The sequence below is a fragment of the Pseudoalteromonas sp. SR41-4 genome, from assembly GCF_014163985.1.
In the GTDB taxonomy this organism is placed as follows: Bacteria; Pseudomonadota; Gammaproteobacteria; order Enterobacterales; family Alteromonadaceae; genus Pseudoalteromonas; species Pseudoalteromonas rhizosphaerae.
On sequence record NZ_JACJEI010000008.1, the window covers coordinates 76104 to 100661 of the forward strand.

18 protein-coding genes, 10 tRNA genes and 1 pseudogene are annotated in these 24558 nt (G+C 40.1%); 16 read left to right on the top strand and 13 right to left on the bottom strand.

Going from position 1 to position 24558, the window contains the following annotated elements; all coding sequences use genetic code 11:
• Positions 1–38 precede the first annotated feature (38 nt).
• Positions 39–749: a sulfate transporter CysZ gene (gene cysZ / locus H5180_RS08640; protein ID WP_220493073.1), complete on the bottom strand. Its 711-nt coding sequence runs from the start codon at positions 747–749 to the stop codon at positions 39–41.
• Between the two features lie 275 nt (positions 750–1024).
• Between cysZ and H5180_RS08645 the strand changes: the two genes are divergently transcribed.
• Positions 1025–1498 carry a DUF4440 domain-containing protein gene (locus H5180_RS08645; RefSeq protein ID WP_259399556.1) on the top strand — a complete coding sequence of 158 codons (474 nt, stop codon included), beginning with the start codon at positions 1025–1027 and terminating at the stop codon, positions 1496–1498.
• 108 nt (positions 1499–1606) lie between these two features.
• Positions 1607–2221 (top strand): annotated as a pseudogene (locus H5180_RS08650) (sulfotransferase); the annotation flags it as partial.
• Between the two features lie 11 nt (positions 2222–2232).
• On the opposite strand, the gene H5180_RS08655 reads toward H5180_RS08650, so the two are convergent.
• Complete coding sequence (locus tag H5180_RS08655; RefSeq protein ID WP_182758061.1) at positions 2233–3612, bottom strand: hypothetical protein; 1380 nt, start codon at positions 3610–3612, stop codon at positions 2233–2235.
• Between the two features lie 298 nt (positions 3613–3910).
• On the opposite strand from H5180_RS08655, the gene H5180_RS08660 reads away from it, so the two are divergent.
• The 3 genes from H5180_RS08660 to speB all read left to right on the top strand — a co-directional run bounded on the left by H5180_RS08660 (position 3911) and on the right by speB (position 7581).
• Positions 3911–4372, top strand: coding sequence for an N-acetyltransferase (locus tag H5180_RS08660; RefSeq protein WP_145240665.1), 462 nt, complete (start codon positions 3911–3913; stop codon positions 4370–4372).
• A 370-nt stretch (positions 4373–4742) separates the two neighbouring features.
• Entirely contained in the window at positions 4743–6656 is a 1914-nt protein-coding gene (gene speA / locus H5180_RS08665; RefSeq protein ID WP_145240667.1) for a biosynthetic arginine decarboxylase, read from the top strand.
• 1 nt (position 6657) lies between these two features.
• The gene (gene speB, locus H5180_RS08670; protein WP_145240669.1) at positions 6658–7581 is read left to right on the top strand and encodes an agmatinase; all 924 of its coding nucleotides are present in this window, start codon (positions 6658–6660) and stop codon (positions 7579–7581) included.
• Between the two features lie 53 nt (positions 7582–7634).
• On the opposite strand, the gene H5180_RS08675 is transcribed toward speB, so the two are convergent.
• Genes H5180_RS08675 through H5180_RS08685 form a run of 3 tightly spaced genes read right to left on the bottom strand, consistent with a single transcriptional unit; the run spans position 7635 to position 10161 of the window.
• Complete coding sequence (locus tag H5180_RS08675) at positions 7635–8033, bottom strand: DoxX-like family protein (RefSeq protein WP_182758062.1); 399 nt, start codon at positions 8031–8033, stop codon at positions 7635–7637.
• On the bottom strand, positions 8023–9042 hold the full coding sequence (locus H5180_RS08680) for a M48 family metallopeptidase (protein WP_182758063.1): 1020 nt from the start codon (positions 9040–9042) through the stop codon (positions 8023–8025). Before H5180_RS08680 ends, H5180_RS08675 begins: the two co-directional genes overlap by 11 nt.
• Positions 9043–9051: 9 nt before the next feature.
• Positions 9052–10161, bottom strand: a complete 1110-nt coding sequence (locus tag H5180_RS08685; protein ID WP_182758064.1) for a YjgN family protein — start codon at positions 10159–10161, stop codon at positions 9052–9054.
• Between the two features lie 175 nt (positions 10162–10336).
• On the opposite strand from H5180_RS08685, the gene H5180_RS08690 reads away from it, so the two are divergent.
• The 8 genes from H5180_RS08690 (at position 10337) to msrB (ending at position 19521) form a co-directional block, all read left to right on the top strand.
• Positions 10337–11068, top strand: a complete 732-nt coding sequence (locus tag H5180_RS08690) for an RNA methyltransferase (protein WP_145240683.1) — start codon at positions 10337–10339, stop codon at positions 11066–11068.
• 80 nt (positions 11069–11148) lie between these two features.
• Positions 11149–14544 (top strand): chromosome segregation SMC family protein, encoded by a 3396-nt coding sequence (locus tag H5180_RS08695; RefSeq protein ID WP_182758065.1) that lies wholly within the window; start codon positions 11149–11151, stop codon positions 14542–14544.
• 39 nt (positions 14545–14583) lie between these two features.
• On the top strand, positions 14584–15336 hold the full coding sequence (gene zipA, locus H5180_RS08700) for a cell division protein ZipA (RefSeq protein ID WP_145240687.1): 753 nt from the start codon (positions 14584–14586) through the stop codon (positions 15334–15336).
• A 93-nt stretch (positions 15337–15429) separates the two neighbouring features.
• Complete coding sequence (gene ligA / locus H5180_RS08705) at positions 15430–17451, top strand: NAD-dependent DNA ligase LigA (RefSeq protein WP_182758066.1); 2022 nt, start codon at positions 15430–15432, stop codon at positions 17449–17451.
• Positions 17444–17788 (top strand): DUF3392 family protein, encoded by a 345-nt coding sequence (locus tag H5180_RS08710; protein ID WP_145240691.1) that lies wholly within the window; start codon positions 17444–17446, stop codon positions 17786–17788. Before ligA ends, H5180_RS08710 begins: the two co-directional genes overlap by 8 nt.
• A complete protein-coding gene (locus tag H5180_RS08715; protein ID WP_145240693.1) occupies positions 17785–18288 on the top strand; it encodes a DUF2919 domain-containing protein in 504 nt (167 codons plus the stop codon). Before H5180_RS08710 ends, H5180_RS08715 begins: the two co-directional genes overlap by 4 nt.
• Before the next feature lie 28 nt (positions 18289–18316).
• Positions 18317–18757 (top strand): hypothetical protein, encoded by a 441-nt coding sequence (locus tag H5180_RS08720; RefSeq protein WP_182732419.1) that lies wholly within the window; start codon positions 18317–18319, stop codon positions 18755–18757.
• A 323-nt stretch (positions 18758–19080) separates the two neighbouring features.
• Positions 19081–19521, top strand: coding sequence for a peptide-methionine (R)-S-oxide reductase MsrB (msrB, locus tag H5180_RS08725; protein ID WP_145240697.1), 441 nt, complete (start codon positions 19081–19083; stop codon positions 19519–19521).
• Between the two features lie 193 nt (positions 19522–19714).
• On the opposite strand, the gene H5180_RS08730 is transcribed toward msrB, so the two are convergent.
• The 8 genes from H5180_RS08730 to H5180_RS08765 form a co-directional block, all read right to left on the bottom strand.
• Positions 19715–21376, bottom strand: coding sequence for a tetratricopeptide repeat-containing response regulator (locus H5180_RS08730; protein ID WP_145240699.1), 1662 nt, complete (start codon positions 21374–21376; stop codon positions 19715–19717).
• A gap of 760 nt (positions 21377–22136) precedes the next feature.
• Positions 22137–22212 (bottom strand) — tRNA-Val (locus tag H5180_RS08735).
• A 19-nt stretch (positions 22213–22231) separates the two neighbouring features.
• Positions 22232–22307 (bottom strand) — tRNA-Val (locus tag H5180_RS08740).
• Between the two features lie 42 nt (positions 22308–22349).
• Positions 22350–22425: transfer RNA gene (locus H5180_RS08745), tRNA-Val, on the bottom strand.
• 19 nt (positions 22426–22444) lie between these two features.
• A tRNA-Val gene (locus tag H5180_RS08750) sits at positions 22445–22520 on the bottom strand.
• A gap of 35 nt (positions 22521–22555) precedes the next feature.
• Positions 22556–22631: transfer RNA gene (locus H5180_RS08755), tRNA-Val, on the bottom strand.
• 172 nt (positions 22632–22803) lie between these two features.
• A tRNA-Val gene (locus tag H5180_RS08760) sits at positions 22804–22879 on the bottom strand.
• Positions 22880–23048: 169 nt separating this feature from the next.
• Positions 23049–23124 (bottom strand) — tRNA-Val (locus H5180_RS08765).
• An 883-nt stretch (positions 23125–24007) separates the two neighbouring features.
• Here H5180_RS08765 and H5180_RS08770 point away from each other — a divergent pair.
• From H5180_RS08770 to H5180_RS08780, 3 genes are all read left to right on the top strand, one after another.
• Positions 24008–24083, top strand: a tRNA-Ala gene (locus tag H5180_RS08770).
• A gap of 39 nt (positions 24084–24122) precedes the next feature.
• Positions 24123–24198: transfer RNA gene (locus tag H5180_RS08775), tRNA-Glu, on the top strand.
• A gap of 144 nt (positions 24199–24342) precedes the next feature.
• Positions 24343–24418: transfer RNA gene (locus H5180_RS08780), tRNA-Glu, on the top strand.
• The last annotated feature ends 140 nt before the right edge of the window (positions 24419–24558 follow it).

A 24558-nucleotide genomic window follows, 5' to 3' on the forward strand; every position in this document is an offset into this window, starting at 1 on the left:
CTTAATAATGGCTTATATTGTCGTCCCCTCTGAGCTTTTTATTCGCGGTAGTTAGGGCGGTATTGATCAACCCACAAGCGAGTTGCGCCGCACACAGCGACAGGCATAACAATTAAATTCACGATAGGAATGGCTGTAAGCAACAATACTGCTAAGCCGAATCCATACGAGAGAGTTTGTTTTTGTTTTAAGTCTTCTTTCATTTCTTTAAAGCAAATTTTGTGATTATCAAACGGATAATCTTTGTATTGCACGGCATACATCCAACAGGTAAACATCACCCATAACACTTGGCCGATAACAGGTAATATCCATAGCAAGATAAAAAAGCCAATGGCACGTGGTAGGTAATAGCACAACTTAGTCCACTCACGGCCAAGCATTCGTGGCACATCTTTCACTATCTCCGCTAAGCCATCATCATTAATTTTTTGCCCGGTTAAATACAGCTCTACTTTTTCACTGAGTAAGCCATTAAAGGGCGCGGCAATGAAATTAGTGATCACCGAAAACAGCATACTGTAGCTAAATAAAATCACTAATACTGCAATAGGCCACATCAGCCACTCCAGCCAACTTAACCATGTTGGTAATAGATCATTTAAATAAGCAAACCCATCGGTAAGCCAGCCATATAAAAAGAATAATGAGCTACCAAAAAGCACGATATTGATTAATAAAGGAATAAATACAAATCGCTTCAAGCCTTTTTGGGTAATTAATTTGAAGCCCGAAAAAAAATATTCCATACCTTGTGTAAACTGCACGCTAAAACCTCTGATCATATCGACATTGCCCTCAGTATAAATTGCTCAGATATTTTGAACAGTATTTTTGCGTAACAAAGTGTTTAATATCTAATGAGCAATAGAGTGTATGGTCTAAAAAGCATTATCTTTATATTGATAGAAAAATCGGAGTTACTGATTGAATCGCAACAAACACTGGGATATGGTTTATATATCAACAATAATAAATTAAACGAGAGATGTTATCGGCTCGTTTATTACGCAGGAAGCTTTAAATGACTATGAAAAAGTTATATCTGTTTGCATTGTTACTAATGCCGCTGGTAAGTCAGGCTGATGTTACTGATTTGCAAAGTAAAATGATGCGTTTAGATACAGGACTTTTTGATTCTTTTAATCATTGTAATAACCCAGTACAACTTGCTAAGCACGCGAGCTACTTCGCGGAAGGTGTTGAGTTTTATCATGATAACGGTGGAGTTACCTGGGATCGCAATTCCATGATAGCTAATACTAAACAATATGCATGTGGCAAGTATACGCGGGAGTTGGTCAGCGGCACGTTTGAAGTGTTTACCATTAAAGATTTTGGTGTGATGACCAAAGGAACTCACATATTTTGTCAAAATGGCGGCTATAAATGTGACGGTAAAGCTGATTTTGTGATGCTTTGGCATGACTTAGGCGACAAATTAGAAATTACTCGAGTATTGAGTTATGGGCACCGTAGTAATATGGATAATAAATAAGGGAGCTTGCGGTTAAACTACCGCTTAACTTTGTTGTTGCTCTGTGGGTGATGCTGTCATTTAGGTATATACTAACGGCCTTTTAAAAATGAGTGACGTTAGATGTCTAAGATATTTATTATCGGTCTACCTCGAACCGGCACCACGAGCATCAGTGTTGCGTTGTTAGAAATGGGCTTGTTGGTTGCGCATACCGCGTTTACTAAAAAAGCGTTTGAAATAGCTGATGCTATATCTGACGCACCGTGTTTTAGTGACTATATGCATTTAGACGGGTTATTTCCTGGTGCTAAGTTTATTTATTTAAACCGAGACCTAAAAGCATGGTTGCCATCCATCACGATGCTGCTTGAAAAAATGGCGCCACATCTTGATCTTAAAACAGGGCACTTTAGCCCGGTTCTAAAGCGCAGCTTTCATCAAACGTTTCCCTCTATTTACCCGTTGAGTGAGCGCGAGTTAGCAGATTGCTATACTAAACATCAACACGCAGTGTTTCATTATTTTAAAGACCGTGATGATTTTTTATCGCTTGATGTAAGCGAACCTGGCGGCCTGTTGAAGCTAAAACAGTTTTTGGGAATGTCGCCTGAGGGCGATACTGACTTTGCGAAATTAAATGTTGGCCGTAATGTGGCAAACTGGCGTGAGTATAAACATCCTAATAAGGTGAATGCCAACTTAGCCGGAGCAGAGCATCGCAAGTTCTTTGACTACAGTTGATTGATTTAGAATTAGTCAGTTTTGGGCTCTTTACTATCAGCTGAACTGTGAATATTACCACTACTAAAAAAACTAAGCTTGGCGATTAAATCAGGAACTAGTCGCTCGCTATTATAATCATAAATTTTATTCATTTGTTTTACGTGAAATGCATCTTCTATCCGAGCAATATTATTTATTGCCCATGCCTCAACCGAATCTGAGCGAGTAAACTGCTCAGGCATTTTTTCCTTATCATCAAGTAGTGTTTGCCATAATTCGTTTTGGATCTGCGCTGGACTCCCTGTGAATTGCTCTAGCGCATCGTTTATCCAGCCCATGCCAATGTCGTTATAGGCGTTTAAGATATTGCTATAAAGCTCACGTCTATTAGAGTCAGAGCTAATATTGTCTTGTTGTGCAACAAACTTACCATTATCCATTTGGTAATACTGCTTATTGGCTTGATAATTAGTTTGCAGTGCAAGGTAACTAAATAAGTTAGGTTCACGGTCTTTATCAACTTCATTGAACATTGCCAATACATCATCCGTTTGATGGTTTTTAACTAAGCTAATCATGTCGATGATACCACTGCTTTGTGTAAGCGTACTGTCAGATAAGTGGTCATTTAACTGCATAAGTTGATCTTCGCTGAGGTTTTTTTCTATTAATAAATTGGTGTAGTCATTTGCCAATTCATATTTTGCACTGTTAGCCTTATAGTTTGATTTAAACCAGTTTATGGTTTCAGGCATACTGATCATTTCGACTCTTTCATTACCATGCTCATTTTCACCTAATGGTGACACCGGCTTCTTATAATCATTCCCTTGTTGTAATAATTTATCCATTGTTGCGAGGGTACTGCTCAAGGCATCATCTGACAGTTTGCTTAAAGCTGAAATTAACTGTGCACTGCTGTTGTTGTTTTCTGTGCCAAAGTGATAGCTAGATGTTGTAACAACAAATTGACTAAATACAGCAAGCTCTTCATCACTCATTTTTTGCACCAAATCAAGTAGTTCTTGTGTTGGTTTTAGGTGTTGGAACATAAATTTATGTTCACCTTCAAGCCGGTCTACTTGATCTAAAAAAGCATTTATATCATCGGGATCTGTAAAGTCACCATAGCGATAGGTCGGCTCTTTAATCGGTTCACCTATGTTAATGGTGGTGCTAGAGGTGACTTTATAACGGTTCATACCAATGTAAGAAGAGGGGGTGTAATCTTGATTAAGTTTGCGGCCTTTGAATGGATCATAAAGGGGCGTACTTGCTGCGTCTTCGAGCGTTGAAAGGAGGTCTTGTGGTTCGACAAGAGAAGCGGCGGCTTTAAACTCCGTGGCGCGATTGGCCGACACCGTTTGCAAAGCTATTTGCTGCGCTTGACCAAGATTGGGGAGTTTCATTGTTATTCCTTTAACGTTAACTTAGCTATTTATCGACGCAGGGCGTTAAAGCTTTAGTCGTTAATTTATTTTTTAACCCGTATTTTTATAAAAGTCGCTAACGTTTAACACCACAGCAAACTATTATCTTGACGTGTTTGCTACTTTTTAGAAAATAGCTAAATGCTGTTATTTTGACATACGACAAAGTCGTGACTAATAAGACAGCAAATAAATGAAAAATCCATAGTTCTGGGTTGTTCATTTGCAACAATTCGGTATAGTTTGTTATCAAACAATAAATATAATTAGAGCTTTTATGCAGTTAGTCGACTTAACCCCTGATGATCCGGATGTGATTAATGTTTTTTCTGATATCGATAGGCTTATAAATTCTCTGTACCCAGTAGCCACGGCGCAATCGCTGTCGGTGAGTGAGCTTGGTCAAGCTAATGTGTACGCCATTGGCTTAAAAAGCGAGGAGGGTATTGTTGCATGTGGTGCGATTGTCAGACAGTTCGACACAGTACCTTATGGTGAAATACGCCGTCTATATGTCAAACCAAGTCATCGTGGTAAAGGCTTGTCTCGGCGTATAATGCAAATTTTATTGCATCATGCTGGCGAAGAAGAGATCCCTTTGATCCGCTTAGAAACAGGCCCGAAACAGGCTGAATCGATTAGTCTGTATGAAAATTTAGGTTTTAAACGCTGTGCAAGTTTTGGTAATTATACCGATAATCCACATAGCTTGTTTATGGAGTTAGGGCTCAGTCAATAAGGCTAATTAGTGGCTAGAAACTGCCTACGCTTTGTGTTTTAGTTTTTGAGTACTTCATCGATTTAATCTCCTACACAACTACGGCTTATACACGGATATAAGTCGACATTTATATGCTTAAATGGCCTTGGTCAGCGCCACTTTTATCATTGAGAGTCACGTTTTCGGCTAACTTTTATATATATATTCCCTTTTAAGCCTTCTATTTTTTATACTAAAGACTCCAGTGCCCAACAAATAAAAGGGCCGTTGTTATCAACACTAAAACTCACTCGTTACGAGCAAAAATACTTGTTGGACTTGATAAGCTATTTTTCCTTTAATGCGCGCAACAGCCGCAAGGCATTCATCAAATAAAAGAGAAAGATAAATGAAAGAGACAACATCACTAGAACAAGCTCGCACGAGTTACAATGTTCGTCATTGGAGCCAAGGTTTTTTTGGTATTAATGATCAAGGTGATGTGTATGTTGCGCCCAAGGCTGATGCCCCAGAGCAAACCATCGCACTTATTGATATTGCAAAACAACTTGAAGATAAAGGCTTGAGTTTACCTGCGTTGGTTCGTTTTCCACAAATTTTGCATCACCGCGTGCACAGCTTATGTGCTGCATTTAATACTGCGATTGAAAGCTATGGTTATCCAAAAGATTACTTGCTTGTTTATCCAATTAAAGTAAACCAACAGCGCGAAGTGGTCGAAGAAATTGTTGCAAGCCAAGCGAACGTAGAAAAGAAGCAACTAGGTTTAGAGGCGGGCAGTAAGCCTGAGCTATTAACAGTATTGGCATTAGCTGAAAAAACCAGTGCAGTGATTGTGTGTAATGGCTACAAAGACAAAGAATATGTGCGCTTAGCATTAATTGGCGAAAAGTTAGGCCATAAAGTGTACATCGTACTTGAGAAACTGTCTGAGCTGGACATGGTACTAAGCCAAGCTAAAGAGCTGAACGTAAAACCGCGTATTGGTATTCGCGTGCGCTTAGCGTCGCAGGGTAAAGGAAAATGGCAAGCTAGCGGCGGTGAAAAATCAAAATTTGGTTTATCCGCTTCACAAGTATTACATGTTGTTAATCGTTTAAAAGAGACTGATCAACTTGATTTAGTTCAGTTGGTGCATTTTCACTTAGGCTCGCAAATGGCGAATATTCGCGATGTGCGTTTAGGTGTTAGCGAAGCGGCGCGTTTTTATTGTGAACTACGCAAACTCGGTGCACAAATTGAATGTTTAGATGTCGGTGGCGGTTTAGCGGTTGATTACGACGGTACACGGAGCCAGTCTCACAACTCGATGAACTATAGCTTAGCTGAGTATGCAAATAATATTGTCTACACCATTGGTGATATTTGTAAGCAGTACGAGCAACCATTCCCGACTATTATTTCTGAGTCTGGGCGTGCATTAACAGCGCATCATGCAGTGCTTATCTCTAATGTGATTGGCACTGAAAGTTATGAGCCTGAAGAAATTCAAGCGCCAGCAGATGACGCGCCATTATTGCTTAATAACATGTGGCTGTCGTGGCAGCAACTTCATGTGCTGACAGACGACCGTGCATTAATTGAGATATATCATGATAGCCAAGGTGATTTAGCTGAAGCACATAACCAGTTTGCGATGGGATTATTAGATTTAACTCAACGCGCCTGGGCTGAGCAAATAAATTTACGTGTGTGTTATGAGCTTAATAAACACATGGATAACAAAAACCGTTTTCATCGCCCGATAATAGATGAACTTAATGCCCGTTTAGCGGATAAGTTTTTTGTTAATTTCTCATTGTTTCAGTCATTGCCTGATGCGTGGGGAATCGACCAAGTATTTCCGGTATTGCCATTAAGTGGCTTAACTGAGGCACCACAAAGACGCGCAGTATTGTTAGATATTACCTGTGACTCTGACGGTGCACTAGATCATTACGTTGATGGGCAAGGCATTGAGAGTACCTTACCAGTGCCGGCATTTAGTGCTGAAAAACCCTATTTAATGGGCTTTTTCTTAGTGGGGGCATACCAAGAAATTTTAGGTGACATGCATAACCTATTTGGCGACACCCACAGTGCAATGGTACACATGGATGAGCAAGGCGACGCAAGCATTGTAGAAATAAACCAAGGTGACACTGTAGCTGACATGATGCGCTATGTTCATCTTGATGTAGAAGGTTTTCAATCATCGTACGCACAGCTAGTGGCTGCAAAATTACCAGCAGATGAGCAGCAAAGTGTGCTTGATGAATTGCAAGCAGGTTTAGACGGTTATACTTATTTAGAAGAGCTTTAATATGACCACTTTGTTTGATCATCCAGATCACTCATTGTATTCCAATGGCATGACGTTCTTACGTCAGCCAATGGTACAAAATATTACTGACATCAATGCTGATGTTGTGGTGTTAGGTTTGCCATTTGATATGGCAACTTCAGGACGTCCAGGTGCGCGTTTAGGCCCTGATGCGATTCGTCGTGCATCAGTGCATTTAGCATGGGAAGAAACAAAATACCCATGGACGTTCAAATTGTTCGAACGCCTAAAACTGGCTGATGCTGGAGATTTTACTTACCCTGTCGGTGACGCTGAATACTTTACCGCTAAGCTTGAACAAGCTGCGACGGGTATTTTAAGCCAAGGTAAAGCAATTTTAGGTTTAGGGGGCGATCACTTTGTAACCTTACCGTTGTTACGTGCTCACGCTAAGCGCTTTGGTAAAATGGCGTTGGTGCATTTTGATGCCCATACTGATACTTATAGTAATGGCTCACGCTACGATCACGGGACCATGTTTTACCATGCGCCGATGGAAGGGCTGATTGATGTTGATCATAGTATCCAAATTGGTATTCGTACTGATTTTGATCAAAGCAAACACGAGTTTGCAGTGATTGATGCGATGGCCGCCAATGATTTATCGGCGCAAACGATTGCTGAGCAGATTAAAGCGAGAGTAGGTGATTTACCTGTGTATATCACTTTTGACATTGATTGCTTAGATCCGGCGTTTGCCCCTGGTACTGGAACACCGGTATGTGGTGGATTAACATCAGATAAAGTACTTAAGATATTACGTGCCCTTAAAGGCATTAATATGATTGGTATGGATGTTGTTGAAGTATCACCTTCGTACGACCAAAGTGAGCTTACTGCGATTGCTGCAGCCACTATTGCTAGTGAGCTACTGCATTTGTGGGCATTAAAGCATAAGTATTGATGTTATAAATAGAGTTTTACAACAAAGGGTATGCCAACGCATACCCTTTTGTTTTACAGGCTCGTATTATTTGTAATAGTTATTTCTTTTAACCAAATAATACTTAACACAATAAGTGGTACGTTAGTTGTAACAGGGTTAAACGCTTCAATAAGTAGTTGTGGTTGCATTATTATCACAGCAAGCAAGAGTCCACTAAGCGCTAAAATGTTTAAAATAACTAAGTATTTATTTTTATAAAATAAAGCTAAACACAGGCCAAAAATAATTTCTCCAACACCTGCTGAGCGGGTAATAAAATCAGACACCTCAGTTGAAAAACCCGCACTGCCGGTCATAAGCTTTTCAAGAGGGGCTATATGATAAAGCTTTGGGAAAAAACCATGATATATCCATGTTAATGCTACTACACCGCGGGCAAGTTGCATATAAAGTAAGTTATTATCTGGCATTATCTATTCGCTCTTGTGCACTTGGGTGGCTAGATAAATACTCGAGTAAATTATTCACTTTTTTAAGGTGCTCGTTTTCACTGGTATGGCTATATTGGAGTGTCTCTATTGCATCGGCAAAGTCGTTACTTGAGTACCCTAAATACTCCAATTGCGTTAACGCAAAACTGTCGGCCTCGCGTTCCATATCCCTTGAAAAACCTTGCTGTGCAAATGACGCGCCAGTCCCCAGAGCAACTTCTGCAATACCTTCTAAGTCACCAAATATTACCGCTAATACAATTGTACTTGCAGCTGATTGCGCAGTAATACGCACACTATGCTGGTGTACTATATGGCCTATTTCGTGTAGTAATACTGCTTTTAGGGCATTGGGTTGATCGACAAGTAAATTAACAAGCTCATCTGTTATCACAATACGTCCATGCGGTAGTGCAAATGCATTAGCGCCAAAATGTTCAGATTTATAAAAAGATAATCGATATATCGATTTATCAAGTGATAGTTGCTCAAGCATGGTATTAAAATGTTGTTGTATCTTAGTTTGTTGTTCAACTGGCAATTCGCTATCATCGAGCGCTAACTTTTTAATCACCGTAAAGCTTTGTTCACCCATTTGATTAATCACATTATGCGGCAGTGTATCTATGCTATAAACCGCAATTGCTGGCACTGCTTTGTAAAGCGCTAGCCACATAAACAGTGGTGTAAGTATAACGGCAGCTAAAATAGCCCATTTACTTTTTTCTAGGCGTTCCATTATCTGATGATTATTTGATTTAAATGGCCACCTGTAATTTACATCTAGTGGAATAAATCGACTGCCATCGGTAAAGCTTAACTCGTCGGCAAGACCAGCCATACCTGAATTTAAATTAAGTTCAGTAATGGCGTGGCGAGTTATAATGTATTCATCGTGTTTTATGTCAATATGTGTGTCGCTAATACTTGCGACACACTCTTGATAATTACTCGATGCCTTAGGAAAGTAATGTCCTTTTACATGCATGATGAGCTCTTAAGTTAATGAAAGGTCTATATCAAATACATTTGCAGCTTCTTCAGCGAAAGATGATTGCTGTGCTTGTTGAGTATCGATTAAGTTTAATGCGCCAGAATAAATATTCACCGTAGTTACATCAGCGAGCATTTTTGATGTACGTACTTTTGTCCACGGGTAAGCAAGTCCTAAAGAAAATACAATAGCGAGCATGTTTGTTAAAAGTAACATAGCAAAAGGTACAGGTTTTAGTTCTGACTTAAACGTTGCTACACCTTCAAACTGGCTATTATCAATAATATGGTTACGGATAGCAGCTTTCCACACAGCAGTTACTATAGTAATCATAAACACATAAGCGGCCATTAAAGCAGCAAACATAATTATCATCGCAGATGGGTCTTGTATATTTTGTTGGTTTTCTGCGTTTAGTAAATCGAGAACAAAAAAACCTAAAATGGCCATAAATATCACCATAGTGATAGAACTAACTACAAAACAAATAAGTGCTGTGAGGTAATAGGTTTCACCTTTTAAGTTCACCGTCAGTGGTTTGTCGCCGTAGCTAATGTTACTGTGAATATAGCTGTCGATACGCTTTAAAACATAAGGCATTAATAAATATAAAGTAAATATGCTTGCAATCGGCAGTAGGATAAAGTTAACAAAGGCTTCGCCATAATTACCTTGAAACGAAAAACACACATTTCGGTGGCGAGTCATACGCATATTAAACCGTAGGCCTTGGTTAATAATCCATGGCATTAGAAATAGAAATCCAATAGCAAACAATAAACCAATAATAGGTAAGAAGCTGGTGGCAAAGGTATAAATTAAAAAAACCGCCACCGCTAAAATACGGCCTTTTAAAATTTGCATCGGTGTTGCTAAGTAGTCAAAGCCGTGTCCGTCTATACGTGTGTGACCATAAAAGTAGCGGTATGTGCGTACTTTTGCCCATGCTGAGTAAATACCGAGTGTAATAACGCTGAGTAAAATATTGACAATCCAAATACCAAAATACTCAGCAGCTTTACCCTTAAATTGTACTTTCCCGCTAAAAATTGGCGATGCACTTTGGGTGTTTGTTTTGTTAGGCTCGTCTGGGGTTGGGTGTGTTGATTCCATTAAAAAAATATATCCATGCTGTTTTTTGTAAATTTACCTTTTTTTGGTAATGAAAACAATCTTTATCATTATCCTAGCTTGTTGTTTGTAGTGTGATTTTATTGGTTTTAATGTTTGTAGGGCTGCACTTTAAATCATCTCTGGTATACTGAGCAGATAATTTAATGGGGCTATTATGATTTCAAAAAACCAACTCAAACTTATTCGCCAGCTTGGCCAAAAAAAGTACCGTAAACAATATAGTCAATATCTTGTTCAAGGTGAAAAAAACGTATTAGAGTTACTAAATAGTCCATTAAAAGCCAAAGACGTTTTTGCAACGCAAAGCTTCATCGATAGCTATCAAGATAAGTATCAACACGTTAACTTAATTGCAGCGGATGAAGATGTGTTAACTAAAGCAAGTACTTTAGTGAGTAATAATGCCGCTATAGCTATAGTTGACATGCCAACAGCGAGTGCACCGCAGGCAAGCGGTTTAATCTTAGCCCTTGATGGTGTATCTGATCCGGGCAATTTAGGTACTATTATCAGAGTAGCTGATTGGTATGGGATCAAGCATATTGTCACCAGCACAGATAGTGCCGATGCTTACAACCCTAAAACTATTAGCGCCACTATGGGCTCGTTTGTTAGAGTCTCAGTGAGCCAAGTTGAGTTGCCTGCGTATTTAAGTGGTTTAAACTTACCTATTTATGGCGCTTTTTTAGATGGAAAAAGCGTGCATAAAACTCAATTTACAGGTCAAGGTGTTTTGTTAATGGGTAGTGAGTCTCATGGAATACGTCAAGCTTGCGCAGCATTGGTAACAGATAAGATAACCATCCCCGCTTTTGGTGGTGCAGAATCTCTCAATGTAGCCATGGCAACGGGTATTATTTTAGATAATTTTAAACGCCAAGCTTAATCCCTGTACTTACTTTTATCGTCAAGAACGGTTAAATTAAATACTCAAGCTATAACAATAACAATCGGTAAACCAATTAGATGCGTTTGAGCACCATAAAATTAGCGGGTTTTAAATCTTTTGTAGAGCCCACTAAAATTCCATTCCCAGATCAAATGACCTGTGTCGTTGGCCCAAACGGCTGCGGTAAGTCTAATGTCATCGATGCTGTGCGTTGGGTGCTTGGCGAAAGCTCTGCTAAAAATCTGCGTGGCGATGCCATGACCGATGTTATTTTTAATGGCTCAACCAATCGCAAACCTATTTCTCAAGCGTCGGTAGAGTTGATTTTTGATAATACCCAAGGGCACTTACCGAATACTTTTGCCGATCGAAACCAAGTGGCAATTAAACGTTTGGTAACACGCGACGGGCAATCGCTGTATTTTCTCAATGGCAGTAAATGCCGCAAACGAGATATTACCGATATATTTTTAGGCACAGGTCTTGGTCCGCGTAGTTATGCGATTATCGAGCAGGGCATGATCTCGCGTTTAATTGAGAGTAAACCGGCAGATTTACGGGTGTTTTTAGAAGAAGCTGCAGGCGTTTCAAAATACAAAGAGCGCCGTCGTGAAACGCAAACCCGGATCAAAAGTACCCGCGAAAACCTTGAACGCTTACTCGATGTTCGCCAAGAGCTGCAAGCACAAGTTGATAAACTGGCAGTACAGTCAGTTGAAGCAAAAAAATACCGCGAGTTAAAAACCCAAGAGCGCACTTTAAAAGGGCAACTAGCGGTCTTAAAATGGCAAAAGCTACATCAGCAACAAGTGACTAAAGCCGACAAAATGGCCAAGCTGAATGAGCAAATTAGTTTTTTTAAAACCGCTCATTCAGGTCATGACGATGTACTAGCAAGTCTTGAAAACCAAGTGCAATTGCAACTTGAAAAACTCAATGATGCGCAGCAAGACCAGCACCAAACGCACACTGAATTGACTCGTGCTGAGCAACAGCAAATAAACTTAAAACAACAACAACAAGCGTTTAGTCACAACCTGATCAAACAGCAACAGTTGCAGTTACAAAATCAGCAGCTGCAACAACAACAAAAAGACCATACTGATGAGTTACAAAATGCGTTACAAGAGGCAATTGAACATACTTTAATATGTACAGAGCAAGTCACTGAGATGGCCGACGCGGCGGCACAGTTGCAAAGTGCCAAGCAGCGCAGTGCTTCGGATTGGCAACGAGTTAATGAGCAGTTTCAGGCTATTAATACGCAATATAGCAAGCAACAAAATATAGCCGAACAACAGCTGCAAAATTTGCACTATATTAAAAACCAGCAAACGGCATTAGAAAGCGAATTAATAGAGCTGGCAGAAAATCCAATTACTGAACAAGTAGCGCAGCAGCAGCAGTTAATGCAGTCACTAACGCAAGAGTTAGCAGCAAAACAAACTGCCTTAAACAAAGTAAATAGTAATCATCAACAAGCTCAAACCGTGTTACGCACCTGCCAAGATGCACATCAAACACTAGCACAACAACAAAACGAGAATAAAGCCAAAATAGCAGGCTTGAATACAATACTCGCAGATACTCCAGCGCAAAGTAGTGGCGATGTTTTGGCACAGTTAGTTGTACGTACTGGATTTGAGCATGTGGTTGAACAAGCATTACAAGGGCTTGAACAATTAAATGTGACATCTACAGCAACACCTAACGGAGTATGGCCAACTACCGACACCGCACCGCAAAGCTCATTAGCGGTGTTTATAGAGCAAGGGGTTTACCCTGATTTATTACATCGCATTAAGTATAAAAATGATTTTGCTCATAACGATTTAGCGGATGAGTATTGGCTTGCAGTGATTGATCGCCAAGGTAATATTCAGGGCCGCAATTGGTATCAACAAGCCAGTAAAAGTGCGGAAAATTCGTTGCTGATCAAACATAAACAGTTGGCCGAAGCAACCCAGTTAGCATCTCAACTCAGTGACGAACTAGCTATACAAAGCAAGAAGCTTACAGAACAACAGCAAGTCTGTGAGCAATTGAAGGCACAAAGCGAAGAGTTAAAAGCAGCGGTACATCAGCTTGCTCAACAAGTGGCCTCAGGAAGCACTCGTCGCGATATGCTCAAAGAGCAATTACAGCAGTTTCAGAATCAACAACATAAATTACAAGCAAAGCTACAGCAGTTAAACGTTGAACACACGAGCATAGAGAATAAAGTGGCTGAACAACAGCAACATATAGCAAGTGTGGTAAAACAGCGTGATGAAATAAGTGTTGCGCTTAATGATGCTCAAGTGCAGCAGCAACACACTGATGAGCAATATAAACAGGCAAACGCTCAGCTTGAACAGTATAAAACGCTTGCCCATCAGGCGACGCTAAGTGAGCAAAAAGCGCGCAGTGAATGCCAACTCAGTGACACTAAATTACAGCATGCAACGACCGCCAGCGAAACCGCCAGTGAAGCTGTCAGTGAGTTAACCGCGCAAATTGAAGAGTTGGTGATCCCATTAGAAGAGGTCGCAGAGCAAATAATATTATTGTTGGAGCAACATCAACAAAGTGACATTGAACTCAAAAATTTGCAAAGTGCATTGACGGAAGCTAAAACAGCTTTTGTAGATAAACAAACAACGCTTAAAGCGTCGCAGGGGGAGCTGGTACTTTTACAAGAACAATTACAACAACTTGCCCTCGAAGAGCAGAGCTTATTAATTAAAGCACAGGCAGCTCTTGAACCTCTGGGTGAGTTACAGCAAAACTTGAAAGAAGTATTGGCACAGCTCCCTGAAAACGCCAATATAAACACTTATCAAGGACAGCTTAATAAAGTAGGACAAAGTTTAAGTGACTTGGGCGCGGTAAACTTAGCGGCGATTGATGAGTTTGAACAAGCGCAGCAGCGTAGCCAGTATTTAGATCGTCAAGTCGAGGATTTAAGCAAAGCATTAACAACACTTGAAGGTGCAATTGGAAAAATTGATCGCGAAACCAAAACGCGTTTTAAAATGACTTTTGATCAAGTGAATCTCGATTTTGGTCAGTTATTTCCTAAAGTATTTGGCGGCGGCAGTGCATATCTTGAATTAACCAGTGATGACTTACTGGAAAGTGGTGTTAGTATAATGGCACGCCCACCGGGCAAGAAAAATTCAACAATTCACCTTTTAAGTGGTGGAGAAAAAGCGCTGACCGCATTATCATTGGTATTTTCAATATTCAGGCTCAATCCAGCTCCGTTCTGTATGCTGGATGAAGTTGATGCACCATTGGATGATGCGAATGTTGGGCGATTTTGCCGATTAGTGGAAGAAATGTCACAATCGGTGCAATTTATTTATATCAGTCATAATAAAATTGCCATGGAAATGGCTGGCAGGTTGACGGGTGTAACAATGGCTGAACCGGGCGTTTCGCGTGTGGTCGCTGTAGATATTGAACAAGCGGTGCAAATGGCACATGCATAAATATTAATATTTGAGTAGATAAATAATAAAGGTGAGGGGATGGCCGAACAATTAAGATGGGTTTTAATCATTATCAGTGTAATTGTCATTGGTGGATTATTAATACATGGCCTATGGTCAGTTCGTAAAAAAGACGCACCCGTTGCGACTAATGATGAGCGGGTTGAGCCTGCAGATCAGGCGTTTACTGAGCGTCAAAGCGAAGCTGAGCCAGCATCTCTTACTGAGCGTGATGAACCGCAGTTTGGGGATTTAAGCTTTAGTGCTGATGAAAAACATCCACACACTTTTGCAGCGTCAGATGACGAACTTGCCGCTGAGGTTGATGATGTGACTACTGCAACAGATGCAAGCGTAGAGGATGAAGCTGAGCAACCGGCTGCAAGTGATTTTATCATTGTGCATATTCAAATGCCTGAAGGCTTGAATATGGAAGGCAGCAAATTATTGCCAGCAGTAAATACACTTGGCTTTAAGTACTCTGAAGAAGGCTTTTTTAATCGTCATTTAGATCCAGCTGGCCATGGTCCAGTGCTGTTTAGGTTAGTGAACATGTACAACCCTGGTACTTTCGATATAGATAATATGGAACAATTTAGTACAGGTGGGATTAGCTTGTTTATGACCTTGCCGTGCGATGGTGACGGGCTTGCTGCATTTAACATGTTGCACAGTGCGGCTAAAAAATTAGCAGATGAATTTGGCGCCGTTATTTTAGACTCACAACGAGAAGAAATGACCGTTGACAGTGTGCGCAATTATGTTGAAAAAGTGAGACGCTTTTCAGCTTAATCACCTGCAATATACAGTTAATTAATTAAGAATTTTATAAGCCACTTGGCGATAACTCGTTTAAGTGGCTTTTTTATGTTTTTTGAGGTCAGTATGTCCACTTTAGTGTTAGCGCAAATAACGCAACTTCGTCAGCAGTTAGAAGATCACAATCATAATTATTATGTACTTGATAACCCAAGTGTTCCTGATGCAGAGTATGATCGTTTATTACAACAATTAAGTGCGCTTGAGGTAGCAAACCCTGAGTACTTGAGTACTGATTCACCGACCCAGAAAGTAGGTGGTGCGGCGCTTGCTAAGTTTGAGCAAGTCACTCATCAAGTGCCGATGTTGTCACTTGATAACGCTTTCAGTGAAGAAGAGTTCAGCGCTTTTAATCGCCGCATTAAAGAACGTTTGATGGATAACAATGAGCTGACCTTTTGCTGTGAACCAAAACTTGACGGTTTAGCGGTGTCGATTTTATACCGTAATGGTGTGTTAGTGCAGGCGGCAACACGTGGCGACGGGCACACCGGCGAAAATATTACCACTAACGTTAAAACGATTCGTAATATACCGCTTAAATTACGTGGCGATGACTTTCCTGAGGAAATTGAAATTCGTGGTGAAGTGTTCATGGATAGCGCCGGATTTGACAAACTTAATGCTGAAGCCGAAAAGCGTGGCGACAAAGTATTTGTTAATCCACGTAATGCAGCCGCAGGCAGCTTGCGTCAACTCGATTCAAAAATCACCGCCAAGCGACCTTTGATGTTTTATGCCTACAGTATTGGTGTTGTTACAAATGGCGAATTACCAAGTGATCATTACCAGCAATTGGCTAAGCTAACTGACTGGGGGTTACCACTTTGCCCGGAAACAAAGTTAGTCGAAGGTCAGCAAGCTGCTTTGGATTACTATCAAGATATACTTGAGCGCCGCAGCAGCTTGAAGTATGAAATTGATGGTGTGGTGATCAAAATAAATAACAAAGCACTACAAGAGCGGTTAGGTTTTGTGGCGCGAGCTCCGCGTTGGGCCATTGCGTATAAGTTTCCTGCGCAAGAAGAAATCACTCAGCTACTGGATGTTGAATTTCAGGTAGGGCGCACTGGTGCAATTACCCCTGTGGCTCGTTTAGAGCCGGTATTTGTTGGTGGTGTCACGGTTTCAAATGCAACGTTACACAATCGTGATGAAATAGAGCGTTTGGGTGTAAAAATTGGCGATACTGTGATCATTCGCCGTGCTGGTGATGTGATCCCACAAATTACTCAAGTGGTATTAGAGCGCCGTCCAACAGATGCCAAAGAGATTGAGTTTCCGGCTACTTGTCCAATTTGTGACTCCCATGTTGAACGCATTGAAGGCGAAGCCGTAGCGCGCTGTACAGGAGGTCTGGTGTGCCAAGCACAGCGTAAAGAAGCGATCAAACACTTTGCTTCACGCAAAGCACTCGATATCGATGGCCTTGGCGATAAAATTGTTGAACAGCTGGTGGACAGAGAGCTCATTAAAACGCCAGCAGACTTATTCATACTTAAACAAGGACATTTTGAATCGCTTGAGCGCATGGGGCCAAAATCGGCGAAAAACCTAGTAGCTGCACTTGATGATGCAAAACAAACGACGTTGGCTAAGTTTTTATACTCATTAGGTATTCGTGAAGTCGGTGAAGCGACGGCGCAAAATTTAGCTAATCACTTTTTAACGCTAGATAAAGTAACTGCGGCAACAACTGAAGCGTTAGTCGAAGTTAGTGATGTTGGGGAAATTGTAGCCAAGCATGTGCGTGGTTTTTTTGCTGAGCAACATAATTTAGATGTCGTAACTGCCTTGCTGGAGCAGGGTATTCATTGGCCAGAACTCACGCCGCCAAGTGAAGACTCACAACCGTTAGCAGGCTTAACCTATGTGTTAACGGGTACTTTGAACGAGCTTAATCGAAATGATGCAAAAGCACGCTTGCAGCAGTTAGGGGCGAAAGTTTCAGGTAGTGTATCAGCTAAAACAGATGCGTTAATAGCGGGTGAAAAAGCCGGTTCTAAGCTCACAAAAGCACAAGATTTAGGCATTGAAATATTGACCGAAGATGATTTAATTGCATTACTGGCGCAACATAATGGATAGCATTATTACGCTTTTTCAGGATTTAGCACTGACCTTTGGTCAGTGGCTAAAGCCTTACTTATATAATATCGCATTGTTACTGGTGGTGTGTTTGGTGTCTTTGTATGCAAATGAGATTATTAAAACCACGAAACGCTTTGTAGCAAGGCGCCACTTTATACTTAGAGTATGTGCATTTGTACTAGTAACCGGGTTTGGTTTTGGCTTATTAGTAGTATTTGTCACTCCATTACTAAGCCAGTTACTGATGTTTTTTGGTGTGCGCTGGTTAGGTGTTACAGCCGTGGCTGCATTTATATTACTTGGCGTAGTAGCCGAGAGGAAAAACCAGTTATGAAGCGTTATGGACCAGAGTATTGGGACAAATATGGCACCTATCGCACTCCAATCGCGTTTCATTTGAGTTTATTGGTATTACTTCGTGCCTACTTTATTTGGATCATTGCGGCACTGAGCAGGCGTCCTGAGCTTGATTTAATGTCATTAGTGTTTAGATCTAAAGCTGACTTTTTCAGTGCGTTGGCTATTGGTGCAATAGCCATTATTCCTGCCGTAATTTTTTGTTTGCGCAGGCCACAAAAAAGCGCAGACAGTGCAGCATGGTTAGCGCGAGTGTGGCGTTTTATGCGTTGGCCATTATTAGCATGTGCAGCGATAGATTTAAGCTGGCTGATTATTCAAGCCGCCCATAGTTATTATCAGTTTTCGATGTTTTTAGCGCTGCAAATGGTGACGGTATTGTGGGTATTATTATATTTAGCAAAAAGTCGTTATTTAACGGTGTTTTTTAATGATTGGCCCGATCCTGAAACCGATGAAAAAAGTTCAAGTAAGTAATTTAGGTTAACGTTGCAAGGAGTCTTTGATGCGTAAAATTAATCAATTACTGGCGCTGATAGTCGGCTGTTTCGGTATCGTGTTATTATTGTTGAGTGTATTTACCATGTTATTTCAGCAAGCGTGGTTTGTATTTCTAATTGCTCTGTGGCTATTTGTATTTAGCTCATGCTGTTATCGGCTAACACCACTATTTAAAGCACGTAATGGCCTAGATAAGTTTATTCGACGCGAACAACAGCACCTTTTGTTATTTTCCCTTTCAGGTTTTTTTGACCGCACTCACGGCCCGCAATGGCTGCCTATAAATAGTATCAAGAAAATACAGTGTCATGATGACCAATTTTTAATTATCTTCAGCGAGCAGCATCAATGCTCAATAGGCTTACCGGCAACTAAAGCGGAGCTAATACAATACTTTAATGCACTATTGACTAAAAATGAAAAGAAATTAATTACAATTGAATGAAACTAAATAGTGAGCAACACGGTATATATGTCAGCGCCTTAAAAAGCATAGTGGGTATGAAATATAGTATGCAACAGCAAATAGGCTTAGGAGTGAGCTGCCATTAGTGTACTGAAGCGATAAGATTTAGCTTTGATTACGCAAATATTATTAGCCAGTGAGTTTAAACATTCCCCTAGCCAGTATCGAAATAATTATTTTTCAACCCCTACAAAACCATTTTGTGCAGTGCGGATAAATCCAGAGCTGACAATGTTATTAGCGCGATACCATGATAATGTGGATAGCAGTAAATTAACCTATCTTACTCAATGAGGTCAGTTATGTTGAATTGGAATGATATTCTAAACTTTGCCAATAAAGGCAATCCTGAGCCGAGCCGTAAAGTAGTAAAAACCGAGCAGCAATGGCGTGAACAATTAACCGAAGAAGCCTTTTATGTGACTCGTAATAAAGGCACAGAGCGCCCGCACAGCTCAGATAGCTGCACCTTGTTTGAACCTGGTAAGTACGCCTGTGTATGTTGTGATAACTTATTATTTGATGGTGATGAAAAATTTGATAGTGGCACTGGCTGGCCATCATTTACTCAACCCGCGCAACTAAACTCGATTGCCTATAATGGTGACAAGACCCATGGTATGCAAAGAATAGAAACTGTGTGTAATGTATGTGATGCACACTTAGGTCATGTATTCCCTGATGGGCCAATGCCAAGTGGTTTGCGTTATTGTATAAACGCGGTCTCATTGAAGAAGGTGTAATTTATTAGCTCGTAATTGACAATAACCAATGCCTTACTGAATTTACATGATACGATTCCAGTAAGGCTGGATTTTAAAAGTCATATCACCGCTTATCAGCGATATTTTTAATTTCGTATTCCTCATTCTTATAAACAACACCTTATCTAAACTATTTATTCAGCCTGCTCTTTGCTGAATAATATTTATTATTCTATTTGGTTTTGCCAGGCTCTTCTAGATTAGCAAGTGTTAGCCCCATACTCGTTGCTTGTTGTACTATTTTATTAAAGCGTTGTTGCTGCTCGTTGTCTAATGGTGTCGTATTGAGTAACGCATAGCATTTTTTTGCCATCATTAGGTTTAAGGTTTGGCCATTTTGCTTGGAATTATCAAATAGACACTGCAATAAATTTAAAGCAATACTAGGATTACGAGGCATTACTCTAAATGCTTGTGTGAATGCTTCAAGAGCGGTATTTAATTGACCACGATTAAACTGTGTAACTGCATGGTTATTTAGCTCTTTAGGGCCCATTTTTATATCACGGCGTTCACTTTGTTGTTGTTGAATATAACGTAAATAAACAGCATCACTGACTGTTGGATGACGTTCACAATGACTGATAATTTGGTTAAATAACGATTGTGCTTTGTGATGAAACCCTAGCTCATGAAATGCCTTTGCTTTATCAAGTGCGCCGTCTACAGAGCGAATGTGGCTATCGTCATCGTCGAGCTGCTCAATCAACTTTTTCGCTTTTTGATGTTCGTCTTTTAGATAGTGTAAACGGGCATTTAAAACATCTATTTGCGCCTGATTGTGACTATTTGGAAATTGGCTTTTTAAATCAGTTAAGTATTGATTAGTTTGTCTTGAAATCCTTTGAATCTGATCGCTCTGATCTGTTGTTAGAGCAAAATCGATACCAGCACGTGCAGCATTTAAATATACGTCAGGATGATCGTGAATCGAATGTTTGGCAAAGTTGGCGATATCTTTTTGTGTTAGATAATTTTTTTCATAATCATGATTTACCAGCGATACATGGCTAAGTGATTTTTGGCGTTCGATATTGCGTGGAGCAATATCAACAGCTTGGCTTAAAAAATCTTGCGCTAATTCAAATTGGTTTAATTTAATCTCCAGTTTACCAAGTAAATCGAGTGCGACTAATCGTGTTTCATGACGTTGCAGCATCGTTTTCAGCATTCTTTGCGCAAGAATATGCTCATTATTAGCAATTAATGCTTCAACTAAACCTACCTTTGCCCATGTGAATTTTTGAATATCAAGAACTGATTTAAAGAATGCTTTTGCAGTATCTACTCGTTTTAAGCGAAGTAGAGCATCACCTTTTAAACGCAATAATATTGCACTATAAGCATTGCCTTTTTTATCAAGCGCGGCATTGATTGCTTTTAGTGCTTTAGAATCATTACCATCGTCAATGAAATTATATATTGCTTGTAAATGATTTTTACGCAGTAAAATTCGTTCTATACGCGTTTTAAGGTCATGTATTGTGAATGGCTTGACCAAAAAGTCATCGGGTTGCAGTTCAAGCACGCTGTGCACCAAAGAACCACTGGTTTCAGCTGAAATAAAAATGAATCCTGTAGAGTTTTTTATTAAACGCTTAACGCGTAACTCTTCATATAGCTGATAGCCATCTTGGTGCTTACTCAAATTAAAAGAGCAAACAATCAGATCAAACTGTTCACTGGTGCACTGCTCTTTCGCTGAATTTGCATGTTCAGCAAAGCGCAGCTGTCGAAAGCCAAGTTTTTCGAGCGACTGTTTCATATAGCTTTGAGCAAGAGGCTGCTCTTCAACTATAAGTATTTTTGCATTAGAAAAAATCTTTGCTGGCATTAGACTTGTGACCACATGAACGTATCAGAGACTATAATAAACAGTCTAGTCGCTGACAAGGGAATTTAAAATTTAATACCGCAGACTTCGTTTATTTGATCAGTTATGGGTTTTAAAGTAGCTTGATTATCCAAATTTAGGTAGCGCTAGTTATTGCTTGAGGATTTTTATAGAGATAGGAGACCCTAGGTTTGTAAAGCGCCTAGGTTGATGCTTTTCAAACTTAATTATCCATCAAGGAACATATTAAAAGAGTTTAAGGTTTGGAAAAGAATTAGCGTATTTAGAGGCTTTTTGAATTTTATTTTTAACAGAATTACTAAGAAGTTTTATATGTGGTCGGTGATACTGGACTCGAATTAGTGACCCTCGCCATTATTTGTGAAGGGTGGCGATGCTCTTTTTTTTTAGCTGAGCTAATTATCGATTAAAGAATATAACGTAAGGTTTGATTGAGGGTTTTAAAAGGTTTTATATGTGGTGGGTGATACTGTACTTGAACTAGTGACCCTCGCCATTATTTGTGAAGGATGGCGATGCTCTTTTTTTCAGCTGAGCTAATTATCGATTAAAGAATATAACGTAAGGTTTGATTGAGGGTTTTAAAAGGTTTTATATGTGGTGGGTGATACTGTACTTGAACCAGTGACCCTCGCCATTATTTGTGAAGGGTGGCGATGCTCTTTTTTTCAACTGAGCTAATTATCGATTAAAGAATATAACGTAAGGTTTGATTGATGATATTAAAAGGTTTTATATGTGGTGGGTGATACTGGACTTGAACCAGTGACCCTCGCCTTGTAAGGGCGATGCTCTCCCAACTGAGCTAATCACCCACATATAATTTTGATTAAATGGTGGGTCGTACTGGACTTGAACCAGTGACCCTCGCCTTGTAAGGGCGATGCTCTCCCAACTGAGCTAACGACCCCAAATAATCAATTACTAAACTTTACGATAACCATTTTATAAATGGTGGGTCGTACTGGACTTGAACCAGTGACCCTCGCCTTGTAAGGGCGATGCTCTCCCAACTGAGCTAACGACCCGTAAAGTTTTATATCTAAATGGTGGGTGATACTGGACTTGAACCAGTGACCCTCGCCTTGTAAGGGCGATGCTCTCCCAACTGAGCTAATCACCCATCTAGATATCATGTAATATGCACCATTCTAAGAATGGTGGGTCGTACTGGACTTGAACCAGTGACCCTCGCCTTGTAAGGGCGATGCTCTCCCAACTGAGCTAACGACCCATATTACAAATTTAAAACGCTACTATTAAAATAAATAGTACTGGATTTTAACCAGTGAACCTCGCCGTTAGTTGTAAATAGCGGTGATGCTCTCTTTTCTTGTAACTGAGCTTGTGACCCATATTACAAATTTAAAACATGCAACTACTAATATAATAACAGGTTTTATATGTGGTGGGTGATACTGGACTTGAACCAGTGACCCTCGCCTTGTAAGGGCGATGCTCTCCCAACTGAGCTAATCACCCACATATAAATTAAAACGCTACTATTAAAATAAATAGTACTGGACTTTAACCAGTGAACTTCGCCGTTACTTGTAAATAGCGGTGATGCTCTCTTTGTTCCAACTGAGCTTGTGACTCATATTACAAATTTAAAACATGCAACTACTAATATAATAACAGGTTCTATATGTGGTGGGTGATACTGGACTTGAACCAGTGACCCTCGCCTTGTAAGGGCGATGCTCTCCCAGCTGAGCTAATCACCCACATATAAATTAAAACGCTACTATTAAAATAAATAGTACTGGACTTTAACCAGTGAACCTCGCCGTTACTTGTAAATAGCGGTGATGCTTTCTTTTCTTAGAACTGAGCTAATCACCCACATCTAAACAACAACTCATTGCTGCGTTGTTGTGGGGCGCTATTATAGATAGAGTTGTAAATGTGTCAACACTTGAATGAGGAAAAATGTTTTAGATGCAGGTTTTATAATCAATGAAGTAAGATTGAGATTGTTTTATAGCCAATTTACTTACATTCAATCTATATGTGCAATCAATTTACTCATTATTTAATGCAATACTTTAATAGCTAGTGGTGCCTGTTAGTCAAAAGCGGATTTGTTTTTTAATCATGAGGGAGGAAGGTTATAGTCAATTGCATTGAAAAATCCAAATACCGTTAGTTAAATACGATTAATATAAAACACCGACTGTAACTAATGGAGCCTCTGTGATCATATAAATAACTGACAATAGAGTAGGGGCGTTGCAGTTAATTGCTAGTATGTTCATCTTAAATTCGTTTTACTTGGTGATGAAAACGTTGTTGTGAAAAACAAGAAAAGACTCCGACTTTATTTTGCATATAAATGTATACCTTATTGTTTTGATGTTTTAGAATATATTTCACCTCAGTTAATCTAGATTGTGCGCCTTTCAGTCCTAATTTTTGTTTTGAAACAGCTCCCTTGCATGTATTTTGAGCGCCGCGGTTTATTCATTATTCAGTTTGTTGAAAATTAAACCGTTTAAAGAAAGTTACTGAAAAAAATGTTGACATTATTTTGGTGGCTGCATAGAATGCGCCCCGCACTCAGCGATACACAGCACGGTTTAACTGCGCAAGTGTTTAGCAAAATAAATTGGGGCTATAGCTCAGCTGGGAGAGCGCTTCGCTGGCAGTGAAGAGGTCTGCGGTTCGATCCCGCATAGCTCCACCAATTTATTAAAGTGTTTGTCCTAGGGTAGCAGTTTTCTGTGTCCCCATCGTCTAGAGGCCTAGGACACCGCCCTTTCACGGCGGTAACAGGGGTTCGAATCCCCTTGGGGACGCCACTTAACTTTTATAAGTTAAAGGCGGGTTAACCGAGAAAATAGCGAACAAATTAAGCTCGAGTCTTAATTTGTATTAATCGCAATTACCTTAAAAACTCATGATGTGAGTCTAACTAATCAATTGTCCTAGTGATACATTTATGTGTCCCCATCGTCTAGAGGCCTAGGACACCGCCCTTTCACGGCGGTAACAGGGGTTCGAATCCCCTTGGGGACGCCACTTACTATTTCTATAGTAGGTGTAGTGTTATTAAGATAGCTCGCCTGAAACGAGTTAAACCATTCAGTTGTCCTAGTGACACATTTATGTGTCCCCATCGTCTAGAGGCCTAGGACACCGCCCTTTCACGGCGGTAACAG